This is a genomic window from Pseudoalteromonas sp. MBR-15, assembly GCF_053628915.1.
Window position 1 is genome coordinate 364,633 of sequence record NZ_JBRJHH010000002.1, and the last position, 23,745, is coordinate 388,377.

Annotated in this window: 21 protein-coding genes and 5 tRNA genes; 7 read left to right on the top strand and 19 right to left on the bottom strand. The window is 40.4% G+C overall.

Annotated elements, in window-relative coordinates:
- Positions 1-60: 60 nt before the first annotated feature.
- The 5 genes from ACSSVW_RS04625 to ACSSVW_RS04645 form a co-directional block, all read right to left on the bottom strand.
- Complete coding sequence (locus ACSSVW_RS04625; RefSeq protein ID WP_454178937.1) at positions 61-924, bottom strand: universal stress protein; 864 nt, start codon at positions 922-924, stop codon at positions 61-63.
- 84 nt (positions 925-1,008) lie between these two features.
- The gene (locus ACSSVW_RS04630) at positions 1,009-2,997 is read right to left on the bottom strand and encodes a tripartite tricarboxylate transporter permease (protein WP_454178938.1); all 1,989 of its coding nucleotides are present in this window, start codon (positions 2,995-2,997) and stop codon (positions 1,009-1,011) included.
- A gap of 70 nt (positions 2,998-3,067) precedes the next feature.
- Positions 3,068-4,180: a Bug family tripartite tricarboxylate transporter substrate binding protein gene (locus ACSSVW_RS04635; protein ID WP_421418407.1), complete on the bottom strand. Its 1,113-nt coding sequence runs from the start codon at positions 4,178-4,180 to the stop codon at positions 3,068-3,070.
- A 287-nt stretch (positions 4,181-4,467) separates the two neighbouring features.
- Complete coding sequence (locus tag ACSSVW_RS04640; RefSeq protein ID WP_421418409.1) at positions 4,468-5,571, bottom strand: 4-oxalomesaconate tautomerase; 1,104 nt, start codon at positions 5,569-5,571, stop codon at positions 4,468-4,470.
- Positions 5,572-5,979: 408 nt separating this feature from the next.
- Positions 5,980-7,305 (bottom strand): OprD family outer membrane porin, encoded by a 1,326-nt coding sequence (locus ACSSVW_RS04645; protein WP_454178939.1) that lies wholly within the window; start codon positions 7,303-7,305, stop codon positions 5,980-5,982.
- A gap of 269 nt (positions 7,306-7,574) precedes the next feature.
- On the opposite strand from ACSSVW_RS04645, the gene ACSSVW_RS04650 reads away from it, so the two are divergent.
- The 3 genes from ACSSVW_RS04650 to ACSSVW_RS04660 are packed head-to-tail and all read left to right on the top strand — an operon-like array spanning position 7,575 to position 10,748.
- The gene (locus tag ACSSVW_RS04650) at positions 7,575-8,246 is read left to right on the top strand and encodes a response regulator transcription factor (RefSeq protein ID WP_421418411.1); all 672 of its coding nucleotides are present in this window, start codon (positions 7,575-7,577) and stop codon (positions 8,244-8,246) included.
- Between the two features lie 52 nt (positions 8,247-8,298).
- Positions 8,299-9,684: a sensor histidine kinase gene (locus ACSSVW_RS04655; protein ID WP_454178940.1), complete on the top strand. Its 1,386-nt coding sequence runs from the start codon at positions 8,299-8,301 to the stop codon at positions 9,682-9,684.
- Positions 9,681-10,748 (top strand): ABC transporter substrate-binding protein, encoded by a 1,068-nt coding sequence (locus ACSSVW_RS04660; protein WP_454178941.1) that lies wholly within the window; start codon positions 9,681-9,683, stop codon positions 10,746-10,748. Before ACSSVW_RS04655 ends, ACSSVW_RS04660 begins: the two co-directional genes overlap by 4 nt.
- A 247-nt stretch (positions 10,749-10,995) precedes the next feature.
- Here ACSSVW_RS04660 and ACSSVW_RS04665 read toward each other — a convergent pair whose 3' ends face one another.
- Positions 10,996-11,880 carry an AraC family transcriptional regulator gene (locus ACSSVW_RS04665; protein ID WP_421418416.1) on the bottom strand — a complete coding sequence of 295 codons (885 nt, stop codon included), beginning with the start codon at positions 11,878-11,880 and terminating at the stop codon, positions 10,996-10,998.
- Positions 11,881-12,109: 229 nt separating this feature from the next.
- On the opposite strand from ACSSVW_RS04665, the gene ACSSVW_RS04670 reads away from it, so the two are divergent.
- The 4 genes from ACSSVW_RS04670 (at position 12,110) to ACSSVW_RS04685 (ending at position 15,837) form a co-directional block, all read left to right on the top strand.
- Positions 12,110-12,634: a carboxymuconolactone decarboxylase family protein gene (locus ACSSVW_RS04670; protein WP_454178942.1), complete on the top strand. Its 525-nt coding sequence runs from the start codon at positions 12,110-12,112 to the stop codon at positions 12,632-12,634.
- 159 nt (positions 12,635-12,793) lie between these two features.
- Positions 12,794-13,648 (top strand): prepilin-type N-terminal cleavage/methylation domain-containing protein, encoded by an 855-nt coding sequence (locus ACSSVW_RS04675; protein ID WP_454178943.1) that lies wholly within the window; start codon positions 12,794-12,796, stop codon positions 13,646-13,648.
- An 18-nt stretch (positions 13,649-13,666) separates the two neighbouring features.
- Positions 13,667-14,089, top strand: a complete 423-nt coding sequence (locus ACSSVW_RS04680; RefSeq protein WP_421418419.1) for a hypothetical protein — start codon at positions 13,667-13,669, stop codon at positions 14,087-14,089.
- 2 nt (positions 14,090-14,091) lie between these two features.
- Positions 14,092-15,837, top strand: a complete 1,746-nt coding sequence (locus ACSSVW_RS04685; RefSeq protein ID WP_454178944.1) for a GspE/PulE family protein — start codon at positions 14,092-14,094, stop codon at positions 15,835-15,837.
- A gap of 53 nt (positions 15,838-15,890) precedes the next feature.
- Here ACSSVW_RS04685 and ACSSVW_RS04690 read toward each other — a convergent pair.
- The 13 genes from ACSSVW_RS04690 to ACSSVW_RS04750 all read right to left on the bottom strand — a co-directional run bounded on the left by ACSSVW_RS04690 (position 15,891) and on the right by ACSSVW_RS04750 (position 23,453).
- Positions 15,891-15,978: transfer RNA gene (locus ACSSVW_RS04690), tRNA-Ser, on the bottom strand.
- A 150-nt stretch (positions 15,979-16,128) separates the two neighbouring features.
- The gene (nadA, locus tag ACSSVW_RS04695; RefSeq protein ID WP_036967789.1) at positions 16,129-17,169 is read right to left on the bottom strand and encodes a quinolinate synthase NadA; all 1,041 of its coding nucleotides are present in this window, start codon (positions 17,167-17,169) and stop codon (positions 16,129-16,131) included.
- A 130-nt stretch (positions 17,170-17,299) separates the two neighbouring features.
- A tRNA-Lys gene (locus ACSSVW_RS04700) sits at positions 17,300-17,375 on the bottom strand.
- Between the two features lie 53 nt (positions 17,376-17,428).
- Positions 17,429-17,504: transfer RNA gene (locus tag ACSSVW_RS04705), tRNA-Lys, on the bottom strand.
- Positions 17,505-17,565: 61 nt separating this feature from the next.
- Positions 17,566-17,641 (bottom strand) — tRNA-Lys (locus ACSSVW_RS04710).
- A gap of 64 nt (positions 17,642-17,705) precedes the next feature.
- A tRNA-Lys gene (locus ACSSVW_RS04715) sits at positions 17,706-17,781 on the bottom strand.
- Positions 17,782-17,949: 168 nt separating this feature from the next.
- Positions 17,950-18,708, bottom strand: a complete 759-nt coding sequence (ybgF, locus tag ACSSVW_RS04720) for a tol-pal system protein YbgF (protein ID WP_036967786.1) — start codon at positions 18,706-18,708, stop codon at positions 17,950-17,952.
- A gap of 12 nt (positions 18,709-18,720) precedes the next feature.
- A complete protein-coding gene (gene pal / locus ACSSVW_RS04725) occupies positions 18,721-19,263 on the bottom strand; it encodes a peptidoglycan-associated lipoprotein Pal (RefSeq protein ID WP_036967784.1) in 543 nt (180 codons plus the stop codon).
- A 34-nt stretch (positions 19,264-19,297) separates the two neighbouring features.
- Entirely contained in the window at positions 19,298-20,656 is a 1,359-nt protein-coding gene (gene tolB / locus ACSSVW_RS04730) for a Tol-Pal system beta propeller repeat protein TolB (protein WP_036967780.1), read from the bottom strand.
- 9 nt (positions 20,657-20,665) lie between these two features.
- Positions 20,666-21,604, bottom strand: a complete 939-nt coding sequence (gene tolA, locus ACSSVW_RS04735) for a cell envelope integrity protein TolA (RefSeq protein WP_036967778.1) — start codon at positions 21,602-21,604, stop codon at positions 20,666-20,668.
- A gap of 2 nt (positions 21,605-21,606) precedes the next feature.
- On the bottom strand, positions 21,607-22,041 hold the full coding sequence (gene tolR, locus ACSSVW_RS04740; RefSeq protein ID WP_036967776.1) for a protein TolR: 435 nt from the start codon (positions 22,039-22,041) through the stop codon (positions 21,607-21,609).
- A complete protein-coding gene (gene tolQ / locus ACSSVW_RS04745) occupies positions 22,028-22,732 on the bottom strand; it encodes a protein TolQ (protein WP_036967773.1) in 705 nt (234 codons plus the stop codon). The genes tolR and tolQ overlap by 14 nt, the downstream gene beginning before the upstream one ends.
- Before the next feature lie 478 nt (positions 22,733-23,210).
- Entirely contained in the window at positions 23,211-23,453 is a 243-nt protein-coding gene (locus tag ACSSVW_RS04750; RefSeq protein ID WP_036967770.1) for a hypothetical protein, read from the bottom strand.
- Between the last annotated feature and the right edge of the window lie 292 nt (positions 23,454-23,745).

The window sequence follows — 23,745 nt, forward strand, 5'->3', positions numbered from 1 at the left end:
TACATGAGTTTAAGCGCCACTAATAAAGCCGATATTAAAGGTAAAAATCGGCTTGTGTTTTTATCTCGCCATTAGTATTGGAAAGGGAGTTTTAGCTAGCATGTAATTAGTCATACCGCCAAAAACTTGCTCATGGATACGTCTGTGCGTAAAAGCCCCCATTACCACTAAATCAGCATTATGCATCTGCGCTACTGACATAAAAGCTTTAACGGTCGATTGCCTACCATTATTAAAGATTACAAATTCACTTTTAATATCGTGCTGGGCTAAATACCTTACAACCTCATAGCCATTTGGCATTTTATCAGCGCTACTCGAACTGGTGCAAATAACCACTTTGGTTGCCTGTTTCAATAAAGCTAAGCTGTAAGTAAGAGCGCGCGATACCTCTGTACTGGCGTTCCAAGCAATCACGACCGTTTTTATATCAAAGTGGGTCAATTGTCGTGGTACTAGTAATATAGGTTTACCACTTCGCATAACTGATGCCTCAAAGGTCGAAGTTGATTTACCACTTTTAGACTGAGGAATAATAATAAGATCAGCAACTTTACCTTGCTCTGCAATTATTTCGCTGCGCAGCCCTAAATTGATATGCAATGATGCGCTTGGATGCATAGGCTGCTCTGTACTGTCGTCGGTGAATTTAACCTGCTGTTCTGCACATAAATTAACAAACTCAGCTTTTAAATTTGTCGATTCGGTTGTTGCAAAGCGCCCAGCTACAGAGTCTAATTCTTTTAGCAATTTAGTGGGTAAGCCTAGCTGCCCAGTTGGTAAAAAACGTTTTGGGTCTAGGTGCGTATGGTAAACATCAATGTGCGCATTAAAATACTTAGCAATGGCCAAGCCCCCTTTTAAGCGCTCTGTTACATGCCCACTTGTAGAAAGCGGCATTAAAATAAGCTTAGGTGAAATCATAAATTTATCCTTCTTAAGCCAGTACCTTTTAGCACGGATGCAAATTGTGCTAAACGTATGTTGTTACGCCTAGCACAGTGACATTTACAACTGCGTAAAACTTACCACTTCTTGTAGGTAACCACTTGGTAAATCTAATACCATAAAGTGCGATAGAGTGAGTAAAAATGCTAACGCACATCCCGTTAGCGTTAATGTTCTAACAACCGAAATACGTGCTTTTACAAGCAAAAATATAATAAAAAACAGACTAATAGAAATCACATAGCCCACTAAAAAGCACCCAACTACTAAACCGAACAGCCAAAATACATAATGCCAAAGGCCGGTCACACTTGAGTCATTAACATACCCTGCTGACACCTCATTGTCGTAATTGACAGCATTATCGGCTTTATTAATTAGTAGCTTAATCAGCACAACAACAGAGAGTATTAGCATGAAGGAGCACACCACAGCAGGAAATACCCCACCTAAAAATGTACGTTGAAACGAGTCATATAAACCGTATGCAAACACCAGACAAATCAAACCAGAAAACGCGATTTGTGGCTTTAGATTAGTTGGTTTTACCTCGGTATTTACATTATTTTTATTCGCTTTTTCCTTTTTTTCAGCCTTGATTGAGTGGCGAGCCGCAAAAAAGATAGACAGTACTGTCAGAGCGCCAATAATAATAACGCCTGGTTTTAATAAAAACTGAATACCGTCAAACTGAATAGCTTGATAAAGGTAGGTTTCCATTCCGCTTGCTAGAACAAAACCAATTAAAAATGCAGGGCGTGGCCAACCAAAGCGCTTCATAAATACACCTAAAATACCAATGCCAACCAGTGCAACTAAATCGCCTAAATCACGGGTCGCCTGAAACGCAGCAAAGAAGATCACCATGACCATAAATGGCGCCATTAGCGTGTAAGGAATGGTAGTTACTTTTGCCACCCACTTAGAAATAAGTAAGCACGCGCCCGCACCAATAACGTTGGCTAGTGCAAGAGACCATACAATGGTGTATGTAACATCAAGATCGGTGGTGATCATCGCAGGGCCTGGCTCTAAACCAATTAATACCATACCACCTAAAAATACAGCCATGCTACCAGAGCCCGGAATACCAAATAATAAGGTTGGGATTAATCCCCCCCCTTCTTTAGCGTTATTAGATGACTCAGGGGCAATAACACCGCGAATATCACCTCGACCAAAGTTTTCAGTGTCTTTTGAGGTTTGCACAGCATGGCCATAAGAGATCCAATCAACTACACTGCCACCTAGGCCAGGAAGCGCGCCTACCACACAGCCAATAGCAGCACAACGCGTGGCGAGCCATTTATTTTTGATCACATCTTTTACGCCTTCTAACCAACCTTTACCCAGTTCTGAAGCTTCTGAAATAGAACGGTTTTGGCGCAGTAAATCAATGATTTCTGGTAGAGCAAATATGCCTAAACCTACAACAACTAACGGAATACCATCCATAAGATAACCGTTATTAAATATCATGCGGTATTCACCTGTTGCAGGTGCGCCTCCAATTGAGCCTAAACATAAACCCAAACCACATGCGCTTAAGCCTTTTACTAGGCTATTTCCAGCCAATACCCCAACCATACTTAAACCTAACAAAGTAAGCATAAATAATTCAGCCGAGCCAAATGCTAAAATGACAGGTCGTGCAATCAGTACAAACAGTGTTAAAACAATAGCGCCAAATAGGCCACCAAATAACGATGAGGCAAACGCTGCTGAAAGCGCACGGGCAGCTTGGCCCTTTTTAGAAAGCGGGAAGCCATCAAGTACAGTAGCTTGTGAGCCACTGGAGCCTGGGATGCCCATTAAGACAGACGTAAAAGTGTCAGAAGTGGGAATAACCGCGACTAGGCCAATAAGCATAGCGAGCGCTGATATTGGGTCCATACCATATAAAAATGGCAGTAATAACGATAAACCCGCTATGCCACCTAAACCCGGAAAAATACCAATCAGCAAACCTAAAAAAACGCCGCCGCATAAATACATTAAGTGTGTAGGGGTAAGAATAGTTTGTAGCGCAATTAAAAATGCATCTAACATACCGCTCTCCTTAGATTAAAAAGTGGTTCACTAAATGCGAGCCACTGTATACAAAAAATCAACATGGCTTTTAAAAACGCGCGTTGTAATTTTCAGTGAGGTAATTTCTTACCCATTGTTTGTCTGCTTCGGAAATTGTTAGTGCTGAGCTCAATGTTTTTACTGCAACTTCGTTTACAAGTTGTGGGTATTGACCAAGGACTAATTCAGATTCTTCTTTAAAGTTGTCTTCATCAATTACGCGCTGCGCTGCATTGCGCCACGCTGCAATAACATCATCAGGGGTGCCTTCAGGTAAAAATAAGCCTTTTTGTGCTGCAAACCCCGCTATAAAAAAGGTTTTCCATACATTGTATTCAACGCCTGTTGGCTTTTTACCGTGGATTATTTCGTATACTTCACCTACGTGTGGTAAGTTCGGAAAGGTTGGGTCACGTACAATTTTGCCCTCTTTATTTAGTACGCCAAACGACATAAGCGGAATTGCCTTTCCTTCATCAACCAGTGGCTGTACTTTTTTTAAGTATGCTGAAGTTGTTTGAAAGTCGATATCAACCTCGCCACGTTCAAACGATAAACGCGCGCTACCACGGCCTTTCATACCAAAAATGGCGTGAATGTCTAAATCAAGCATATCAAAGGCTAATAACCCTACTAAGTCCATTGAAGCAGCACGTTGACTTCCAAATTTGAGTTTTTGACCGTGTAACTCTGCAAGCTGTGATGCGTTTTTGATGCCTAGCTCTGGGCGCACATATACCACTGCGCCCGTCGGTGTGGCCATAATGACGTTCCAACGCTTTACGTCGTATCTAACGCGTGAGTCGCCAAGTAAGTAAGGGATTTGTGTTGAGGCTGAAGTACTAAATACATTTAAACCATCTGCTTTAGCGCGACGTTCAAAACGGTTAGCGCCTTTAGTAGAGCCACCACCAGGGATGTTTTTAACCACAACCACTGGCTTACCATTCAAGTGCTGAGAAAAACGTGGACCAAAAAAACGCGCCCATGTATCAGAGCCGCCACCCTCTTTAAATGGCACAACCCACTCTACTCGCTCACCATCAAAACTAACTTCGTCGTTATTATTCGCATTAGCTGTGCCGATACACGTGCTTGCTGCTAACACAACAAGCATTGCTTTTAGACGATTAGGTGCAAAAGAACTTAATTTAATCTTCATAATTTGACCTCTGTTATTCGCTGCAATTATTTAAATAGCTCCTCATAACGCCATAACACTTTCTACACAGATGAAAGTATTTCGTTAAAAGAAGTTAACAACAGTTAGACTAATAGCCGAAACTGTCATCTACCTGTCATAGATACTAAACTATCCATTAATTTAAAATTTCTTATAAGCCATTGTAATTAAAGAGGTATATTTAGATTTATTTTGATAAAAACATAAAAAATGCGATAACAGAAAATCTGCTATCGCATTTTTAGGTTGGCATACTAAGTCTTAAGTTAAGCCATCTGGCTTTCAACCCATACTTTTGCTGGTATGTGTACTTCACCTTTAAATAACATTCTGGCTGTGCGCATCAAGCCGGCTGATTTAATATTTAGGGTATTGTTTTCAACGCTTCCCTCAAGCAGCAAATCAATTTTTCCGCTGGGGTGTTCAACTACTATATTTTGCTGCTGCGAGCTATGTGGGGTAATTAGGTCGTAAGCCACACTGCCTGGCAACATGCAACTAGCACTCACGCAGATAGCCCCTGTAACGGAGTGACTGCTATGGCAATTTTGCGGTACAAAATAGCGCGATGTAATCGTCCCCCCAAATTGCGGCACCGACAGTAAACCCACTTTTGGAATTACTTTTCCGGTCGCATCGCCAAGGCCCATTTTTAATGAGGCTTGTAAACGGATACTTTCAATCTTTTGAAGCAACTCTGTATTTGCATCAAGCTCTTGTTTAGTTTCGGAGCCTTTTACTCCTAGTGACGTTGCTGGTATTAGTACCATTGGCATAGCAGCATCAACACAACTAACCTCTACGCCATCAAACGTGTCGCGTACAGAGCCTGTGGGGAGTAATTGCCCCGTTTTAGTACCACACACATCAAAGAACTTAAGTAAAATAGGAGCACCTGAACCCGGCACGCCATCAATAGTTGCATCGCCTTCGTACTCTACAAAGCCATTAGGCGTTTGCACAACAACTTCAATCAGAGTATTAGTATTTACATTTTTAACTCTAACTGTTGTTTCACCATCGTTTGCAGTAACCAATCCGTATTCAATTGCCAGTGGAGCAGCGCCTGATAAAATATTGCCGCATGAAGGTGTTATATCCACTTCATTTTGCTCGATTGCTACTTGCGCAAATAAGTAATCGATATCTGCATCGGGGTCAGTTGAACGTGAAATAATGGCCGCCTTACTGGTCAGAGAGTTACCGCCCCCAACGCCATTTACTTGCAGAGGATCGCCTGAGCCCATTGCGGCAGTTAAAATTTCTTTGCGTTTATCCCACTCTCTCGGTAAATCGTTGGCTAAAAAATAAGTACCGCGAGACGTTCCGCCACGCATAATGACACAAGGTATTTTTTTTTGAATAGTCATATGAATCCAGCTTCTAAATCTATTTAAAAAGCAGTAATGGGTTAGTTATTACTTAAAATAACAACGCACTCATGCACGTGTTCATGCTTACTTTGCAAAGCTTGAGGAGCAAAATTAGTATTATTTTGTGCACTAGCAGCTGTGGCTGTTTGGTGGTTATTTACACGAAAGTGAATGGCTCTCGGCGTAGGTTTTAATTGAGGTTTAACATGTGTTGAGTTCATTATTTCGCCCTTTCATTGCAATTAAAAACAAGTAACGTCGTTACAAAAACGTTGCCTTTTTTTAAGAATAAGCAGCCAAACTGTCACTAACCTGTCATGAAATAAAAATTGATTAAAAAATAACTCTAAAAATAAAAAACACGCAGCATAGCCATGCTGCGTGCAAAAGCCTGTCGATGGGCGTTTAAAACTTAATTGTGTAATCTACATATACACGGTGATCTGCTCTATCTCCTTTTACACCATCAACACTGCCGGTTTTATTCGTGTTGTAATCTGCAAATAGCCAACGTAGGCTTAATCCTTTTATAGCAGCTACGTTGTAGCGTGTATCAATAGCCCAATATTTTTCATCGGCTGTGCCACCAACTTTACCCAGTGCAGAGTTTTCTGCGCCACTGCCTTTGGTGTAATAGAACTTTGTGGTTAAGCCCGGTGCTATTGCTTTTAAGTCAATACCTAAGCGAGCCTGCCACGTTGCTTCATTTTGGTTTGTTAAATCTGCGCCAATTAATGAGCGGGTTGGAAATGGGTTAGTCCCGTGATCGCCGCTAAAGCTGTCTTCTATCCACGCATCATTCACTTTGGTAAATGCAGCGCCTAGTGTCCAAATATCTTTTTTCCAATTGGCATCAAGGTAATAGGCAAAACCATCGTTTTCACTTTTAGTAATACCAGGGATCGCACCGGGTGCATCTTCATCGTCTAAGTCGCCGCCTTCTGCGCTGGTTACAAATAAATCACCATCATCTTGCGAGGTAAATATTCCACTTGTAAGGGTTAACTTACTTTGCTCAAACTTAATAGCGTAACTACCTTTAAGCCCTAGCTTTGATAAATAGTTATGAGAGTTTAAATATTCAGCGTCAATTGTCAGCGCATCATTGTTGTAGCTTGCCCCTACCCCCCAAATAACGCTAATTGCGCCTTTATCTGATTGGTCGGTAGAAAAGTCTTCCCACTTATCGTCGTGACGGCGGCTCCATTTATCGTAGGCGTAGCCATATACTTTGGTCTTGCCAAATTTGTAGTTACCAAAAAAACCTCTAAACGTATTTGGAATTGCACGGCTGCCAGAGCTTTTTAACAGCATGCTTTTAGTCTTTTGCCCACCTATTTTTACATACCCATTGCCGCCAAGTTTTACATTGATAAAATATTGACCAAATTTAGAAAAGCTATCATCTACGCCGCCTTTTTCATCACCTGCAGGTAAAATATTATTTTGTGCGCTTCCGGTTGAATTGTAATTAAGTACGGTATAAGTGGAGGCTCCCATGCTAATTAACTCATTAAAATAACCCGATTGATAATTAAGCTCTATGCCTTGTGCAAACGTTGAGTCATCACTGGCGTCATTATCGTAATTGCGATCAAAGTAGATTGACCTGAGTTTAATATTGAATTCGTCTTGCTCTGTAAGTCCTTGGAAAGAAGCATACGAGGGAATAGAGATACAAGTTAATAATGTGCCTGTTACTGCAAATATTTTAGAGAACTGTTGAACCATAGTTGTCTCCGCTACCTTGTTTAAAAAAATTTATCATTGTGTAGTGTGTATCAGTTTATTCATGTTAAATTTACACGGGAAAACTGTCACAAACCTGTCACAAGATAATTACACTCCAGGCAGTTATTTTTTTTGGCACTTAAGTTAAAACTATAGTTTATCTAGTTTTAAACTAAGCTATTTGAGTATTGTAAACTTTGCAGTAATTGTTTAGTGTCTTGCTCAACTTAAAATTATGTTTTTTAAATTGCGACTTTACAGGTGCGCTAATGAGAATTTTAGCAGTAGAAGACGACGAAGTGTTAGGAGAAGCAATTTGCCAACGCTTTACCAAATTGGGCCAAGGTATAGATCTTGTAACTAGTGGTGATGTGGCTAATTCATTGTTAAAACGCCATGAGTATGACCTTATTTTACTTGATTTAAACTTACCCAATTTAAACGGCGAGCAAATATTAAAAAAACTCAGAGCCCGCTCGTCAAATACACCAGTATTAATTTTAACAGCGCGCGCACAAGTTGAGCATCGTATAGAGTTACTTGACTTAGGCGCTGACGATTACCTCACCAAACCCTTTGACTTTGGTGAATTAGAAGCTCGTTGCCGGGCACTCCTAAGGCGTAACCAAGGCCTAGGACAAGATGTTATTAGTTATGGTAATCTCGATTTTGACCGAAAATCATGCACCGTAAACATTGACAAAGAACTTATTGATTTAAAACAACGAGAATTTAGATTACTCGAGATATTTTTGACCCATCAAGGCAAAGTGCTTAATAAAGATGAATTACTCGATCATTTATATTCGTTTGACGACTCACCTAGCCCCAATGCAATAGAAACCTACGTAGCAAGGCTTCGTAAAAAGCTGTTAAATAGCAGTGTTGATATAAAAACCCTGCGTGGTTTAGGTTACCTGCTAGCTGAGCCAAATGAGTAGTAAAACTCTCTCCTCCATTCGCCGGCAACTGCTCACAATAACCATAACCCTTATGGTTATAATTACACTTATTACCTATTTTATGGCTAATAACTACAGTAAAAATGCAGCAAAAATATCATATGATCGACTCCTTGCCAGCGCCGCTTTACAAATTTTTGAAAACACCCACATTGATTACCATGAAATAATAGTTGATTTACCCAGTGCGACATTTGAAACTCTTTCTATGGCCTCCAATGACAGACTAGTGTACCAAGTTACACAAAATCAGGGCCAGCACTTAACAGGCTACGAAGGCTTATACCAGCATATTTTAAAAAAGGCAGCCGACCGCTGGCAGCGTGTTGAATATGATCCACGGGATAATCTGCTCATACAATTTTGGGAAGGAGATTACAAAGGCGAAAACTACCGGTTTATTTTACTCTCCGATAAGCTTTATGCGGTGGGCGAATCGTTCGATGTAAATATTTTAATTGGCCAAACCACGCAAGCTCGCGATCAACTTGCCTATGAAATGAATTTAAATGTAATCCAAATGGTTGTTCTAACTTTTGTAATAGCAATTGTGCTTATATTACTGGGTGTGAATCAAATTTTGCGGCCTATCTATAGCATAAATAAAAAAATACGTAAGCGCTCCCCTACTGACTTACGCCCTATTGATATGTCAGTCCCCAAAGAAATGGCCGATTTAGTTTCAACAATTAACCACTTTATTTCCCAATTAGAAGTGTCGCTTAATCATTTAAAACGCTTCACAGGTGAAGTTGCTCATCAAATAAGAACGCCCCTTGCCGGCCTTAAAAGCCAAGCCCAAAATGCCATTGAAGAGACTGATGAAAAAATAAGAAAAGAGCAATTAAATCGAGTTTTATATTCTACCGATTTACTCGACAGCACAGTAACACAATTATTAAACCAAGCAACGCTTGCGCACCGCTTTCATAGCCAACCATTGATAACGCTCTCTTTGCCTGAACTTGTAAAATCGGTGTGTAAGGATGTTGCGGTATCTGCGATTCAGCGTGACGTGATCATCACATACCAAGGTGATGATAACTTAATGATCAACGGCGACTCGTTCGCTCTAAGCCAAATGCTACGTAATATTTTAGAAAACGCGATTAAATTTAGCCCGCCAAATAAAGAAATCAATGTTTCTACCGAGCTTCATAGTACAGATAGTGGTTACATAGCCCGTTTATGCGTAGCTGATCAAGGCGTTGGCGTACCCGATTCGCAAAAGCAGCATGTATTTGAACGCTTTTACAAAAGTAAAGGCGACCCTCGTGCCGGCAGTGGTTTAGGGTTAAGCATTGCAAAAGAAGTAGCAGAACATCATAACGCAGTTATTAAGTTGCTCGATAACACCCCATCGGGTCTTATTTTTGAAATAAACTTTCCGTTTATGCTGACTGAGGACGAACATTGAAATTTTTAACACTCATTAATATTGCCGTTTTTTTTGTTTTCTTTGTTAACTCACCATGTGTTGCAGCAAATACCCCGTTAGTGTTTCCTGCACAAAGCGAAAACAAATCTGTCCTTAAAATATATGGTGGGGCCGATAAAATGGAAATTGCCTCTTTTTTATCAGCCTTTCAAAAAAGATACCCATTTGTACAAATTGATTACTATGAGCTCAGTACCTACGAAGTGTATAGCGAACTTTTAGCTAATGTTGAAAACCCGCCAGATGTACTCTTAAGTTCAGCAATGAATTTGCAAGTAAAGTTAGTTAATGACGGATATGCTCAACCTTACAGCTCGGAACAAACCAGTAAACTCCCGGCATGGGCTAAATGGCGTAATGAAGTATTTGGCTTTACCTACGAAACAGCTGTAATTGCATTTAATAAAGAGTTTTTAGGATCCGAGGCCGCGCCTAGCAGCCGAAACGAATTATTGGAGCTTATCCGCCGGCGCACTGAGCAAATTAAAGGCCGTATTGGCATTTACGATATTACCCAAGTTGGAATAGGGTATTTATTGTGGGCACATGATCGCGAGCAAAGCTCCAGCTATGGCCGAATGCTTGAATCGTTTGGCTATCACAATACACGTGTATTTAGGCGAAGTGCCGAAATACTGAAAGCACTTTCTACAGGCGAGCTCAGTGTTGGCTATAACATACTAAGCTCCTATGCGCGCACATGGGCTGCACAACACCCCAATATTATTGTGGTGCAGCCTAAAGACTACACCTCAGTTATTATGCGCAGCGCTATTATTCCTAAACACGCAAAAAATGTAATTGGCGCACAACGATTTATTGACTATTTAGTATCTGAACAAGGTCAAACTGACATGGCTAATTTAACTAATTTTGAGCCAATAAATAATGAAGTCAGGCTTAAACAAAAACACTTACTTGATATATCGGAAGGTCAACTTCGCCCCGTCCCCCTTGGCATAGAAATATTGGTGATAGACGATCAGATGAAGCGCCAAATAATAATTCAAGAATGGGAAAACGCGTTATTTGAATACCAATAAGTTCGGTAATTCATACCGAAAAGCTTAATCAATACCATTCTGCTTAATTAAGTGGTCTATTTTGAGGCAATAAAACCTCGTTGATAATAATATAAAAATTCGCTCTTTAGTTGTTCTCAGCAAACTCCTCCTGCACCCTATATTCGTAAATAAGAGATTTTTAACCCAGATAGCAACCGTTTTGAGCCATGAAAATTATTAATAACTATTATGAGTTAGTATAAATAGAGAGCCTAACACTCTCTTTTTATGCGATTTGTTGTAACCGCAGTGCTGAAATATCTTTTATTGGTGACTTGCCAAAAAAGCGTGTGTACTCACGACTAAACTGCGATGGGCTTTCGTAGCCAACTTTTAAAGCTGCAGAACCTACATCAATTCGCTCATTTAGCATTAATTGTCTTGCCGCCTGTAGCCGAAGATTTTTTACATATTGCAACGGGCTCATCTTTACCACATCACGAAAATGCAGCCTAAATGTCGATGGACTCATGTGTGCATCACGGGCCAAATCATCGATTGAAAATTGACTGGTAAAGTTTTCTTTTAACCAACATAAGGTCTTGGCGATTTTTTGATGGGCAGAGCCAGACATCACAATCTGTCTTAAAAAAGGGCTATGTGGGCTATTTAGCAAGCGCAATATAATTTCTTTTTTAATAAGTGGCGCAAGATTGGCTTTTAAATGCGGCTCATTGTCGAGTTGAATTAGCCGATGTAAAGCATCAAGTAAACCTTTATCAGTATCAACAACCGACATAGCCTGGTGCTTAGGGAACTTGTCTTTCCCTGCGAACGCCATTTCAGCAACAATATGGCTGATTTCATGGGCATCTAAACGTAGATATAAGCCATAAAATGGCTGCTCTTTACTGGCACGAGTAATATGCGACTCAACAGGCACATCAACTGATGTCACTAATGATTGGCCGTCAGTGTAATCATAACTATGCTCACCCAACACAACTCGCTTCGCACCTTGCAAGCTAATACCAAGTCCTAATTCGTAAACACAGGCCATCGGCAATGAAACTTCGCTTCGTCTGAACACCAATAACTCTGGGATAGCTGTTTCAAAACTACCATCTGCAATCGCTATCTCTTTCACTGCTTCTATTAATGCCTGACGCATTTAGATTACCTCTAATAAATACTCAATTAAGTGTATCACTGTAATTCATGGTTAGGACCATTTAAGGTAACAGTTCGTTGTTTTAGGCAAAAATTAAATCATTTATGGCAAGCAGAAATCGCTATTATCAACCATAATCTATTTTCAATTTTTCGATTGCATGCTCTTTGCAATCAGACACTGCTACAAAACCTCAATATATTCAATACCTAAAATCAAAAGAGAAATTATGAACCCAAATAACACGGATTTATTTGTGTTTGTCGCGATCGCTGCTTTGGTCACCGTTCATGACAAGCCCTTGTTAAAACGAGCATGTCAGCACGCATTGAATGATGGCGTATCAATGCAAGAGTTGTGTGATATTTTAACGAATATTAGTGTGTATTCAGGAGTGCCAAAATCATTGATGGCGCTTGAGATTTTAAAGTCGCTTGATGATATTCAAGGTTTAAATGCGTTGCTTATCAAACGTACAGAAAAGCAACTAAAAACAGCACTCACATTTGGCCAGCTGCCTTTTGGCATAGCGCAGCAAAACAACACCGTGTTTGAATTTGTTGCTTTAGGCGCCCTATTCGCCTTAGACGATGCCAGCAGCTTAGTGAGCGAGCAACTTAAACGCTGTGTATTACTTGGCTATAGCCGTGAGCAACTTGAATTATTAGTGATAGAGCTTGCCAGAAAGGTCAGTAGCCATATAGCCATGCGCGCTAAATGTAATCTCGAAAAGCACTTTGCAATGGTAGATTAAACAAAGCCAGCCAAAACCTTCAAAAAACTATATTGTAGGGCATTGAATTTACTTAATTAACCAACCTTAAGTAATGAAAAATATAAATCAACCTAAGATGAAAAACCTATAATTTTGTCTATATTTAAGAAGATATAACTTAAATAGCGAATTGTATTAATGAAACCAACGACTTTGGGAAAGCTCGAATCTTTTATAAATAAAGGGTTCACATTGGTTGAGCTTATGGTGGCTATATCAATAGTCGGGATCTTATCCTTAATCGCCTTACCTAATTACCAAGGCTATGTGAATGAATCTAAAGCAGCGACCTTATTATACAGAATCCACTCAATAGGCCTTGCATATCAAGATGTTATTGCAACTTCACCTGATGCAATGGCAAAGCCAAATGAGCTTTCAAGTTCCAGTTTCGGTCATGCGCCAAGTTATTTACCTGGACTTGCCAATCAATTTTCAGAAGAGTTTGACATTGAATTTTCAGCTCAATTAGTTAATCACTCTGGTTATTTTAATTTTACCGGCCATGAGGCTTTTCCCGTTTTATTTTTAAAAGCAAATAGTCAAAACGGCTTAAATATACTTAATGCCTTGGATCACATAACTGAATTAAAACATTCTTTTGTGACTCCTAATATGATGATTATTGCGTTAGCAATACCGTATGAGACACACCAAACGAATAAAGAACCTTTAGTAGCAAATACAAACCTTCCCAAAACCAATCAACCACCTAAATTAGCTAATGCGGGGACTACTCAGCAACCTAAAGCGAGTAATACAGGTAACGCTCAACTTCCTGACACTAGTAGTACAGGGAATACACCACCTCCGGATAGAAATAGTGGAGACAGCAACACGGGTAGTCAAATGAGCACAAGTACGAGAACTGGAACAAACGGTGATTCAGAATCGGGGAGTCAAAGTAATGCTGGTTCTAACTTAAATTGGCCTCCTGGCTGGGTAAAACATCCAGATCAACATTTAGGCCAGCAGCACGGTCATCATGAATAAATAACTAGGAAGATGAACATGATTTCAACCAATAAGCGATGGCAAGAAAGTATCGCGCAAGCGATGGATGAAACGCAAAATAATCAACGAAATAAGAATCGAGCTTCTATTGTTTTACCAAGTTGGCTTCCTTACGCAACATATATAGCTTTCGGGTTTTTGCTAGCAAAAGCACTACTCATCGGCCATGAAACTCACCCAGTAGGTTATGATAGAGATTATCAAACAGGTAGTTCAGTGGCGTTATTAATGATCGCAGAAGATGTCGAGCACTACCGCACAACTTATGGAGAGCTACCAGATGAGTTGCCAAGCCCTATTGCATCAGTCATGAATGTTACTTATGAAAAAATAACGAGTGAGCATTTTCGTTTAACCATTCCACATGGCAATTCAACAATCACATTTGATGCCAAAGACGATAAAATATATATGGAATGAATATGGCTGAAAACAATGAAGTTCATAGAAGTAATGCCACTTTTAATTGGCTAAAACGATTTTGTATTGAGAAAACAACAAACACCAATATTAACATTGAGAGCATGTTTAACGGTGAGTCTGCCATTTCAGCGTGGAAAAGTGCAGAAGCTATTTTACACGTTGACACAAAAACATTAACTCAAATGATTGCAAAAAGTTATCAGTTAGAAGTTGCAAAACCTCCTACTAATATACCGGAAGAATTGCTTCATTATGTTTCTCTAAAAGTCGCTAGAGAATACGGCATTTTTCCCATAGGCTATAGTGATGGCCTACTAACAGTGGCATCATCTCACCCATTTGACACTGATATGGAAGCAATGGTTGGATTTTTAACTACCCTTCACGTTAATTCTATATTGGCATCTCCTGAACTCATAGCACAATGGACTGAACTCTTTTATCAGGAGCAAATGCTATCTGAAAATGACATCATTATAAAATCACAGCAGCTAAACACATTAACTAAGCGAAATGAGCCCGACTCTTCAAACTCAGCCATAGTTAAAATTGTATCTGAAATGCTTTTAGAAGCATTTATATTTAAAGCCAGTGATATTCACATTGAACCCTTTCAGAATGGTGGCATAGTTCGTTATCGAATAGATGGCATGCTGCGGATTATCTCAGAATTACCTGCGCAAATTTTTATACCAATAATACAAAGGATCAAAGCACTCGCTCGTCTCAATCTAGCTAAAAAAATGATTCCTCAAGATGGCAGTGTCAGTTTAGAGCTCAAAGGTCAAGATGTTGATTTACGCGTATCGACATTACCCGTTAAAGGAGGCGAAAAAGTAGTAATCCGCCTACTTGTTAAGTCTGTTGTGAACAAGTTAGATGATATTGGTTTACAACAACAAGAGCTCGACGCATTTAAAAACTTACTGCAAAGTAGTGAAGGCATATTTGTGATTACAGGCCCTACTGGTTCAGGAAAAACAAGCACACTTTATGCTGCACTAAAAGAGTTAAACACACCCGAAAAATGCCTTGTCACTGTTGAAGATCCCATAGAATATGAAATTGAAGGTATCGCCCAAGTTAATATTAACCCCCATCAAAACCTCACCTTCTCCAGCGCACTCAGAAGCATTTTAAGGCAAGACCCGGATGTAATATTGATGGGTGAAGTGCGCGATGAAGAAACGGCAGAAATAACCTTTCGTGCTGCAATAACAGGGCACTTTGTAATGACCACCTTACACACAAGTGATGCAATCACCACCATTTCAAGGTTGGTAGGCTTAGGCGTGTCAAGGCCAATCATAGCGGATTCTTTAAAAGGTGTTGCAGCACAGCGATTAATTAGAAAACTATGCCCTAGTTGTAGTCTAAATGGTCCGTTAGCATCGGATACACATGGCAAACGCTTTCAAAGTATCTTTCCAAATATAAACATTATGTCGCCATCTGGTTGCGATGAGTGCGATCATACTGGCTATAAAGGACGTGTTCCTCTGTTCGAAATAATCACTATTGATTACCAACTAGCCGATGCAATTAGAGCGGGAGAAAGTGCCAGTAGGTTAAGAGAAATTGCAGCACAAAGCGGTGCGAGATCTCTGTACAAAGTAGCTTTAGAAACAGTGTCAAAAGGTCTCACTTCGGCAGAAGAAATAAACAGAGTATTAGGGCAATCTTTTTGGAAAGAGTGCATAAAAAATATCACTCAACCTCAGCACTCGGGTAATAAAAATAATTAGAGCGCGGCTAAAATGATTTAAAAATTATAAAAGTTAGACAATATATGAAGAAATGGCGGTGACGGAGAGATTCGAACTCTCGATACGTTGCCGTATACACACTTTCCAGGCGTGCTCCTTCAGCCACTCGGACACGTCACCTAAAGCGTTAACTGATTAACGCGGCGTTATAGTATGAAAACAACCCTACATACGCAAGGGGTTTTTAAAATAGCGAACTTAAGTGGCTAGTAAACAAACAAAAAAGGCAAGGTATGTACACCTTGCCTTTCATTTCTATCGCAACAATTCTTAGCGTTGTAGTGTCGCAGAGAACTCTAACATGCGATTAAGCGATTTTAACGCGCCTTCGCGTAAGTCCATATCAACAAACACTTCTTTGCCTTGTGGGTCTGTTAGGGCTTCTTCAATCGCTTTTAAGCCGTTCATAGCCATCCACGGGCAATGTGCACAGCTTTTACATGTTGCGCCTTCACCGGCTGTAGGTGCTTCAAAGAATTCTTTCTCTGGGCATAACTGCTGCATTTTATAAAAAATACCGCGGTCTGTCGCCACGATGAACTTTTTGTTGTCCATGGTTTGCGCAGCTTTAATTAGTTGGCTTGTTGAACCAACAGCATCAGCAAGGGCAACAATCTCAGCAGGAGACTCTGGGTGTACTAACACCGCTGCATCTGGGTGTAGGGCTTTCATGTCCTTTAACGCTTTGGTTTTAAACTCGTCATGAACGATACACGCGCCATTCCACATAATCATATCGGCACCGGTATTCTTTTGAATATAAGAACCTAGGTGCTTGTCTGGACCCCAAATGATTTTTTCGCCTTGCTCATCTAAGTGCTCAACGATTTCAAGCGCACATGATGAGGTAACTATCCAATCGGCGCGTGCTTTTACCGCCGTAGAGGTGTTAGCGTACACCACTACTTTACGATCTGGGTGTTGATCACAAAACGCAGAAAACTCTTCAATTGGGCACCCTACGTCTAATGAACAGGTCGCAGCCAAAGTTGGCATTACAACTGTTTTGTTTGGCGTTAAGATTTTTGCTGTTTCGCCCATAAAACGCACGCCGGCGACCACAATAATATCCGCATCGTGTTTAGCACCAAAACGTGCCATCTCTAACGAGTCGGCCACACAGCCGCCTGTTTCTTCAGCAAGTGCTTGAATTTCAGGATCCGTATAGTAATGGGCAACAAGAACTGCATTCTTGTCTATTAGTAATTGTTTAATACGTGCTTTGTACTCAGCTTGCTCATCTTTTGATAACGGCGCTGGCTTTGGAGGAAAGATATAATCCTCAGGCATAATTTGTTCAGCTAGACTCATTTCTCGACCACTTAGTCCACAGTGCATTCATGGCGCGAATTATACGAGAATATAACGCTAAAGAACAGTATTGCTGAGTGCTGTTAAAGATAATTAAGGGATAACTTAGATGAAAAAGATAAATGAAGCGTGGTGGGTCATGATGGACTTGAACCATCGACCAATGGATTAAAAGTCCACTGCTCTACCAACTGAGCTAATGACCCGCTCTGATATGTGATGCGTAAATCCGCCGATATACATGACCATTCAAAAAGAATGGTGGGTCATGATGGACTTGAACCATCGACCAATGGATTAAAAGTCCACTGCTCTACCAACTGAGCTAATGACCCGCTCTATTGCTTATTAAAAGCTGCGTAAATCCGCCGATATGTAACTGTACCATTCAAAGAATGGTGGGTCATGATGGACTTGAACCATCGACCAATGGATTAAAAGTCCACTGCTCTACCAACTGAGCTAATGACCCGCTCTGTTACGTTATTAAAGCTGCGTAAATCCGCCGATATCTAAAAGTATACCATTAAAAATAATGGTGGGTCATGATGGACTTGAACCATCGACCAATGGATTAAAAGTCCACTGCTCTACCAACTGAGCTAATGACCCGCTCTTTTAGCCGCATTTTGGCTGTTGTTACCAATCGCCTGCTGCGGGCGCTTATAATACTTATTTAAATGCTGAGTGCAACAGAAAATATCTCTTTTTTTAAGTTTTTATGTCTAGTTGCCTAATTTTAGACCGCTTAAGTCAAAAAGCAGTCTAATCAGGTCAAATCTACAGTTGCGACAGACGTTCTGTGGCTAATTTAGCAGCGGTTGTACTTGGGTACTGATTAATTAAATCATTAAAGGTTTTAAGGGCTTGTTCGCCTAAACCTTGATCAACAAGTAAGTTGCCTAACTTCAACATAGCATCAGGGCGTTTATTCGAATTCGGAAATTCATTCACAACCACTTTAAAGTGTTTAGTTGCAGCAGCGGGATCGTTTTGAATTGTTAAAAGCTGCCCTAACCAATAATGCGCGTTTGACGCATACACTGAATTTGGATAAGTCGTTAAGAATGTTTGGAACTCAGGTATTGCTTGCTCATAACGCTTATCTTTCATAATTAGCGCCACAGCACGCTCATAGGCTTCATTTTCAGATAAGTCTGAGCTGATAGTCTGTGATGCATTTATATCTGTGTAAGTGTTCGTTGGCTGAGTTGCTGCCGCAGGCTGAGAATAGGCCTGACTAACGCGATTCTCAATTTCTTGATAAAGCTCACGTTGACGTTGGAGCACTTTTTCAAGCTTATAGCTTTGCTCTTCAGTAATGCCACGAACCTGACTCACTTCGTCTTGTAATATATTCAACTGCTGCTGAAGCTCAGCTTGCAATAAATTACGTGACTTCATCATGTTTTCTAATGCGATTAAACGCTTCTCTATGCTCGATTGCGAGCTTGCAGCTTCTGAAACAGGAGCGGGAGCAGCCCATAACTGGGTGCTCCCGCTTAAGATCATTGCTGCCAAAATAATTTTCGGCTTCATAATGTCTCTTTCTTAGTAAACTAATACTGCGCGACGGTTTTTAGCGAACGCTTCTTCAGTGCGAGATTTAACCATTGGCTTCTCTTCACCATAGCTCACTACCGACATTTGGCTAGCAGAAACACCTAAGCTTTGTAGATATTTTTCTACTGCTTGACCACGGTGCTCACCTAATGCGATGTTGTATTCAGGCGTACCGCGCTCATCTGCGTGACCTTCGATTAGTACTTTAACTGAAGGGTTTTGTACTAAGAACTCAGCGTGTGCTTGTAGAAGCTCAGCGTATTTGCTTTGGATTTTAGCGTTATCAAAACCAAAGTAAATGATTTGTTCTTGACGTAACGCTTCGTATTTTTCACGAAGTGCTTCTTCAGCTTGTTGCTCTGGAGTAAGCGTTGCAACTTCAACTGTATCATTGTTGTTTGCTTGCTCAACCGCACCTTGGTTTGTTTGGTTTGCAGCACCTTCGTCAACACCTGAAGAAGAGCTACATGCTGCTAAAGTCATCACTGGCACAGCAATTAGCAGGCCTTTTAAAGTTTTATTAAGTTGCATTGAATTGATTCCTATATTGAGTAAACCAGTAAAATTACTGTAAATAAGGCGACCAAGCCGGTGCCTTAACTTGTCCGTCTAGCACAGGTAAGCGTGCTTTAAAGCGACCATCCATAGAAACTAACGCTAACACCTGTTTATTATTATGAAGCGTGCTGTAGATAATCATCGAGCCATTGGGTGCAATACTCGGCGATTCATCTAGGCGTGTTCTCGTTAATACTTGGAACGCACCTGTAGCTAGCTCTTTCTTAGCAAGATGGTATTGACCGTTTGTACGGTTCACCATCACTAATTCTTTTCCATCCGGTGAAACCGAACCTGCTAAGTTCATGTCACCATCAAAGGTCATTCGTTTTGACCTACCTGTTTGCAAATTTAACTTATAAATCTGAGCATTACCACCCCTTTCAGAGGTAAACACGATATCTTGACCATTTGGAAACCATGATGGTTCAGTATCTATACTGCGGTGATTTGTAAGTCGAGTTTCTTTGCGTGTTGCAAGGTCTAATAAGTACACTTCTGTTGCGCCATTACGGTCTTTTGATAGCACTAACAGTAGTTTTTTACCATCAGGAGAAAACTGAGGCGCACCATTAATACCAGGGTGACTGGTAATTAGTTCGCGTTTTCCTGTATATAAGTCTTGAATGTAAATTTGGCTTTGGCGATTTTCAAACGTTACATACGCTAACTTAGTCCCATCTGGCGACCACGCTGGTGACATAAGCGGCTCTTTAGAGCGAAGCAACACTTGCTCATTAAAGCCATCATAATCAGCAACCACCAATTGATAAGGTTTAGCGTCATTTTCACGCACAATGACATAGGCAATTTTTGTTAAAAATGCGCCTTTTTCACCCGTAAGAGCTTCGTAAACCACGTCGCTGATACGGTGTGCGTATCGACGAAAACCATTTTCACCAATAACACTTTCACGTGCATCTAAAATATGATCTTGGCTTTTAACCAATTTACCGTTGCTCATTAATTGTGTTTCGCCGCCCGTAATTTGGCCACGAATCACATCAATAAGTTCATATTTAACACGGTAACGGCCATTAGGTTGTTGCTCTACCTCACCCACTAACACAGCCTCGACACCTTTATTAACCCATGCGCCGTAATCAACATCTGAATCTTTAGCAGGAAGCTGAGGCATGGTATTAACGTCGATCGGCTTAAATTTTCCGCTGCGCATTAAATCGGCAGCAATCACTGAACTTAACTTTTCAGGGATAGGACCCACACCTTGATATTTAAAAGGCACAACCGCAATTGGGCGCGCACCATCGATACCATCGGTGATCACGATTTCTAATGCAGCACTGGCAATGCCATGAAAGCCCAGTAATACAATAAAACATGCTGTTTTTATCTGGTTAAACATATCATTCCTTTAAAATTGAGGCGCTATTGTTAAATTAATATTTTTTAATTGCTCAAATACTTCACGATCTGGTGAAACAGGTAGCGTGTCGGCCATACGCACTGCGCGCATCGCAGCTTCGCACACTAACGTATCTCCACCCAATGATTTAACTTGGGTCACCAAACCATTAAAGCCAAGGCGAATATTAAGGCGACATTCTTTGCCTTTCATCTTCTCATCTTTTAAGAAGTTTTGCTGAATACGCGCCATAATTAACGCTTTATATTTCTCAACTTCGCCAACAACCTGCTGCTGACGCACTTTATCACGTGCAGCCTGTTCTGCAGCCAGTTGCTCTTGGAGCATTTGCTCTTGCAATGCCTGCTGACGCTTACGCTCTGCTTCAGCCTCTTTGCGTTTACGTTCAGCTTCAGCTTCGGCAGCTTTACGCTTGCGCTCTTCTTCCGCTTTTTTCAATGCTTCTTCTTCGGCTTTACGCTTCTGTGCCGCGGCTTTTGCTGCTGCTTCGGCTTCTTGCTTTTGCTTTTCAGCTTGCTGCGCTTTAGCACGTTCTTTCTCTTGAATTTCACGCGCTTTCTTTGCTTGAGCTTCAGCTTCGGCTTTTTCTTTCTCTTTCGCACGACGCTGCTGTTCTAATTTTTTCAGACGGCGGTCTTCAGCTTCACGTTGCTTACGCGCGTCATTAGCACGACGCTCTAAATCACGAATACGTTTTGCTTCTGCTTGCTTTTTAGCTTCTTCTTGCTTTTTTAGCTCGGCAATCTTTTGCTCAACCTTCTGCTGATCAACCGTGACAGCTGACACCGCTTTTTCAGGCTCAGGTAATGCAGGGTTTAAAGTCACCTCCATTACTTTTGGTGCTGGCATATGAAAATTGGCTGTCGCCACTAATAAACCTGCAATTGCCAAGTGCAAAAGAACTGATTTTATTACTGATGCACCCATAACTAGCCTTTATTCCCCTCAAACGATTCGGTCATAAGGCCAACTGAAGGCACCCCTGCATTTTTAAGAAAATCCATTAACAACAATACTTCTTGATAAGATACACGACCTGAACCTTTGATCATAACCGGAGTATCGGGATTTTTTTGCAACTGTAATTTAATCACAGCAGCGACGTCTAATGCTTCCATCGGTGCTTCTGGGTCAGTGCCGATACTGACATAATACTTACCTTCAGCGTCAATTGACGCAATGATAGGCGGTGTATCTTTTGTATCGACAAGATCAGATTCTTCCATTTTTGGCAAATCTACTTTCACCCCATGAGTAATTAATGGGGCTGTTGCCATAAATATAATAAGTAGTACCAACATAACGTCAATGTAAGGTACTACGTTTATCTCCCCTACTGGGCGACGTTTTTTACGCTGATACATTCGCTTTTGCCTCTATTTGCGTAGCTGCTTGGCGGTGTAAAATATTGGCGAACTCTTCCATGAAGTTAATATAATTACCTTCCAGCTTTTCTACTTTATTTGCAAAACGGTTGTAAGCAATAACGGCTGGAATTGCCGCAAATAAGCCCATTGCAGTTGCAATAAGTGCTTCGGCAATGCCCGGTGCAACCATTTGTAATGTAGCTTGTTTCACTTCACCTAGTGCGATAAATGCATTCATGATACCCCATACAGTACCAAATAAGCCGATATAAGGACTAATAGAACCAACGGTCGCCAAAAACGATAAACTAGATTCTAATTTTTCAACTTCACGCGACAAAGCAACACGCATTGAACGATGCGTGCCTTCCATAACGATACTGGCACTTTGGAACGTATTTTTTTTGTGGCGTGCAAATTCTTTAAAACCGGCAACAAAAAGAGCTTCAACGCCCGAAGCTCCGCCTGGGCGGGCAGACACTTCATTATATAATTTACTAAGATCAACACCTGACCAGAACTTTTGCTCAAAACGCTTTGCGCCATTTAATGCATCAGAAATCGCTTTTTTACGTTGAAAAATAATTGCCCATGACATGACCGACATACCCACTAATGCCAACATCACTAATTGGACAAGTACACTGGCTTCTAGAATAAGATCTAAAAAGTTAAGCCCTGATCCCACGTTAAACTCCTAAAATAGATTTCTATATAATTTGTTATATTTTTTACACTTGCATTTATTGACCACAAACTTGGCCAAAAGTTACATCTAGTGTATCTAGTCAATAATGAACTGACAACGCTCTTGCTGTGAAATAGCGGCAAATAACGGTGAAAAGCACTCAGCTTAGCTATTTTTTGCTCACAATCCTTTAAAAACTTATTTTTGCTATGTTTTCACTGCAAAAATGAGTACCACCATTAGGCAACTAAAAATATAGCAAAACCTCATAAAACACGGCGTTTATTCATATTTTACGCATAAACACCCAAAACATGTTTTGCAAATCTACTACAGAATACTTAAACTAATCCTGAACAATGTTTGTTGATATTATAAAAATCATTTTATTCATAAACTTAAAGTGAAAACACTCAATAAGTGAACAAAAAGAAAACAAACCAACAAATCACTCACATTAGTTTTTTTTATCTGAAAATTAAATTTTTCTAGTTTGAAGAAAAATCCACCATTGCGTATCATTTCCCCATACCGAGCTGCAACCTTTGAAAGTTTTTTCATTAAGCTCCGTTTTTTGCAATATGAAGTTTCGTATTGCACTTGGTTGACTTAAACAGGATAAAACCTCTTTAAGAAAACCGTAGTTCCCTGGATTACTTCCTTCAACTTGTTGTTTGCCCGCATGCTTATGCGGGCTTTTTTTTGCCTGCACAAACGTCAATGAGAATACCTACAGATAACTTAACAGCATGTGAATTACAGATGTTAAAATGAGACCATCAATCGTGGTTTGTGGTTTGTGGTTTGTGGTTTGTGGTTTGTGGTTTGTGGTTTGTGGTTTGTGGTTTGTGGTTTGTGGTTTGTGGTTTGTGGTTTGTGGTTTGTGCAAAATAAATCCACATTAACCTTAGGCAAGCTTTTTTATATTTAATCGCTACAGTAACCCCCGCTCGGTCTACCTTCTAGTATCTACCTTCTAGTATCTACCTTCTAGTATCTACCTTCTAATATCT

What these genes read in the sequence shown, in the direction of transcription:
- ACSSVW_RS04625 (WP_454178937.1), bottom strand. Translation starts at nt 924, where the DNA reads ATGATTTCACCTAAGCTTATTTTAATGCCGCTTTCTACAAGTGGGCAT.
- ACSSVW_RS04630 (WP_454178938.1), bottom strand. Translation starts at nt 2,997, where the DNA reads ATGTTAGATGCATTTTTAATTGCGCTACAAACTATTCTTACCCCTACA.
- ACSSVW_RS04635 (WP_421418407.1), bottom strand. Translation starts at nt 4,180, where the DNA reads ATGAAGATTAAATTAAGTTCTTTTGCACCTAATCGTCTAAAAGCAATG.
- ACSSVW_RS04640 (WP_421418409.1), bottom strand. Translation starts at nt 5,571, where the DNA reads ATGACTATTCAAAAAAAAATACCTTGTGTCATTATGCGTGGCGGAACG.
- ACSSVW_RS04645 (WP_454178939.1), bottom strand. Translation starts at nt 7,305, where the DNA reads ATGGTTCAACAGTTCTCTAAAATATTTGCAGTAACAGGCACATTATTA.
- ACSSVW_RS04650 (WP_421418411.1), top strand. Translation starts at nt 7,575, where the DNA reads ATGAGAATTTTAGCAGTAGAAGACGACGAAGTGTTAGGAGAAGCAATT.
- ACSSVW_RS04655 (WP_454178940.1), top strand. Translation starts at nt 8,299, where the DNA reads ATGGTTATAATTACACTTATTACCTATTTTATGGCTAATAACTACAGT.
- ACSSVW_RS04665 (WP_421418416.1), bottom strand. Translation starts at nt 11,880, where the DNA reads ATGCGTCAGGCATTAATAGAAGCAGTGAAAGAGATAGCGATTGCAGAT.
- ACSSVW_RS04670 (WP_454178942.1), top strand. Translation starts at nt 12,110, where the DNA reads ATGAACCCAAATAACACGGATTTATTTGTGTTTGTCGCGATCGCTGCT.
- ACSSVW_RS04675 (WP_454178943.1), top strand. Translation starts at nt 12,794, where the DNA reads ATGAAACCAACGACTTTGGGAAAGCTCGAATCTTTTATAAATAAAGGG.
- ACSSVW_RS04680 (WP_421418419.1), top strand. Translation starts at nt 13,667, where the DNA reads ATGATTTCAACCAATAAGCGATGGCAAGAAAGTATCGCGCAAGCGATG.
- ACSSVW_RS04685 (WP_454178944.1), top strand. Translation starts at nt 14,092, where the DNA reads ATGGCTGAAAACAATGAAGTTCATAGAAGTAATGCCACTTTTAATTGG.
- nadA (WP_036967789.1), bottom strand. Translation starts at nt 17,169, where the DNA reads ATGAGTCTAGCTGAACAAATTATGCCTGAGGATTATATCTTTCCTCCA.
- ybgF (WP_036967786.1), bottom strand. Translation starts at nt 18,708, where the DNA reads ATGAAGCCGAAAATTATTTTGGCAGCAATGATCTTAAGCGGGAGCACC.
- pal (WP_036967784.1), bottom strand. Translation starts at nt 19,263, where the DNA reads ATGCAACTTAATAAAACTTTAAAAGGCCTGCTAATTGCTGTGCCAGTG.
- tolB (WP_036967780.1), bottom strand. Translation starts at nt 20,656, where the DNA reads ATGTTTAACCAGATAAAAACAGCATGTTTTATTGTATTACTGGGCTTT.
- tolA (WP_036967778.1), bottom strand. Translation starts at nt 21,604, where the DNA reads ATGGGTGCATCAGTAATAAAATCAGTTCTTTTGCACTTGGCAATTGCA.
- tolR (WP_036967776.1), bottom strand. Translation starts at nt 22,041, where the DNA reads ATGTATCAGCGTAAAAAACGTCGCCCAGTAGGGGAGATAAACGTAGTA.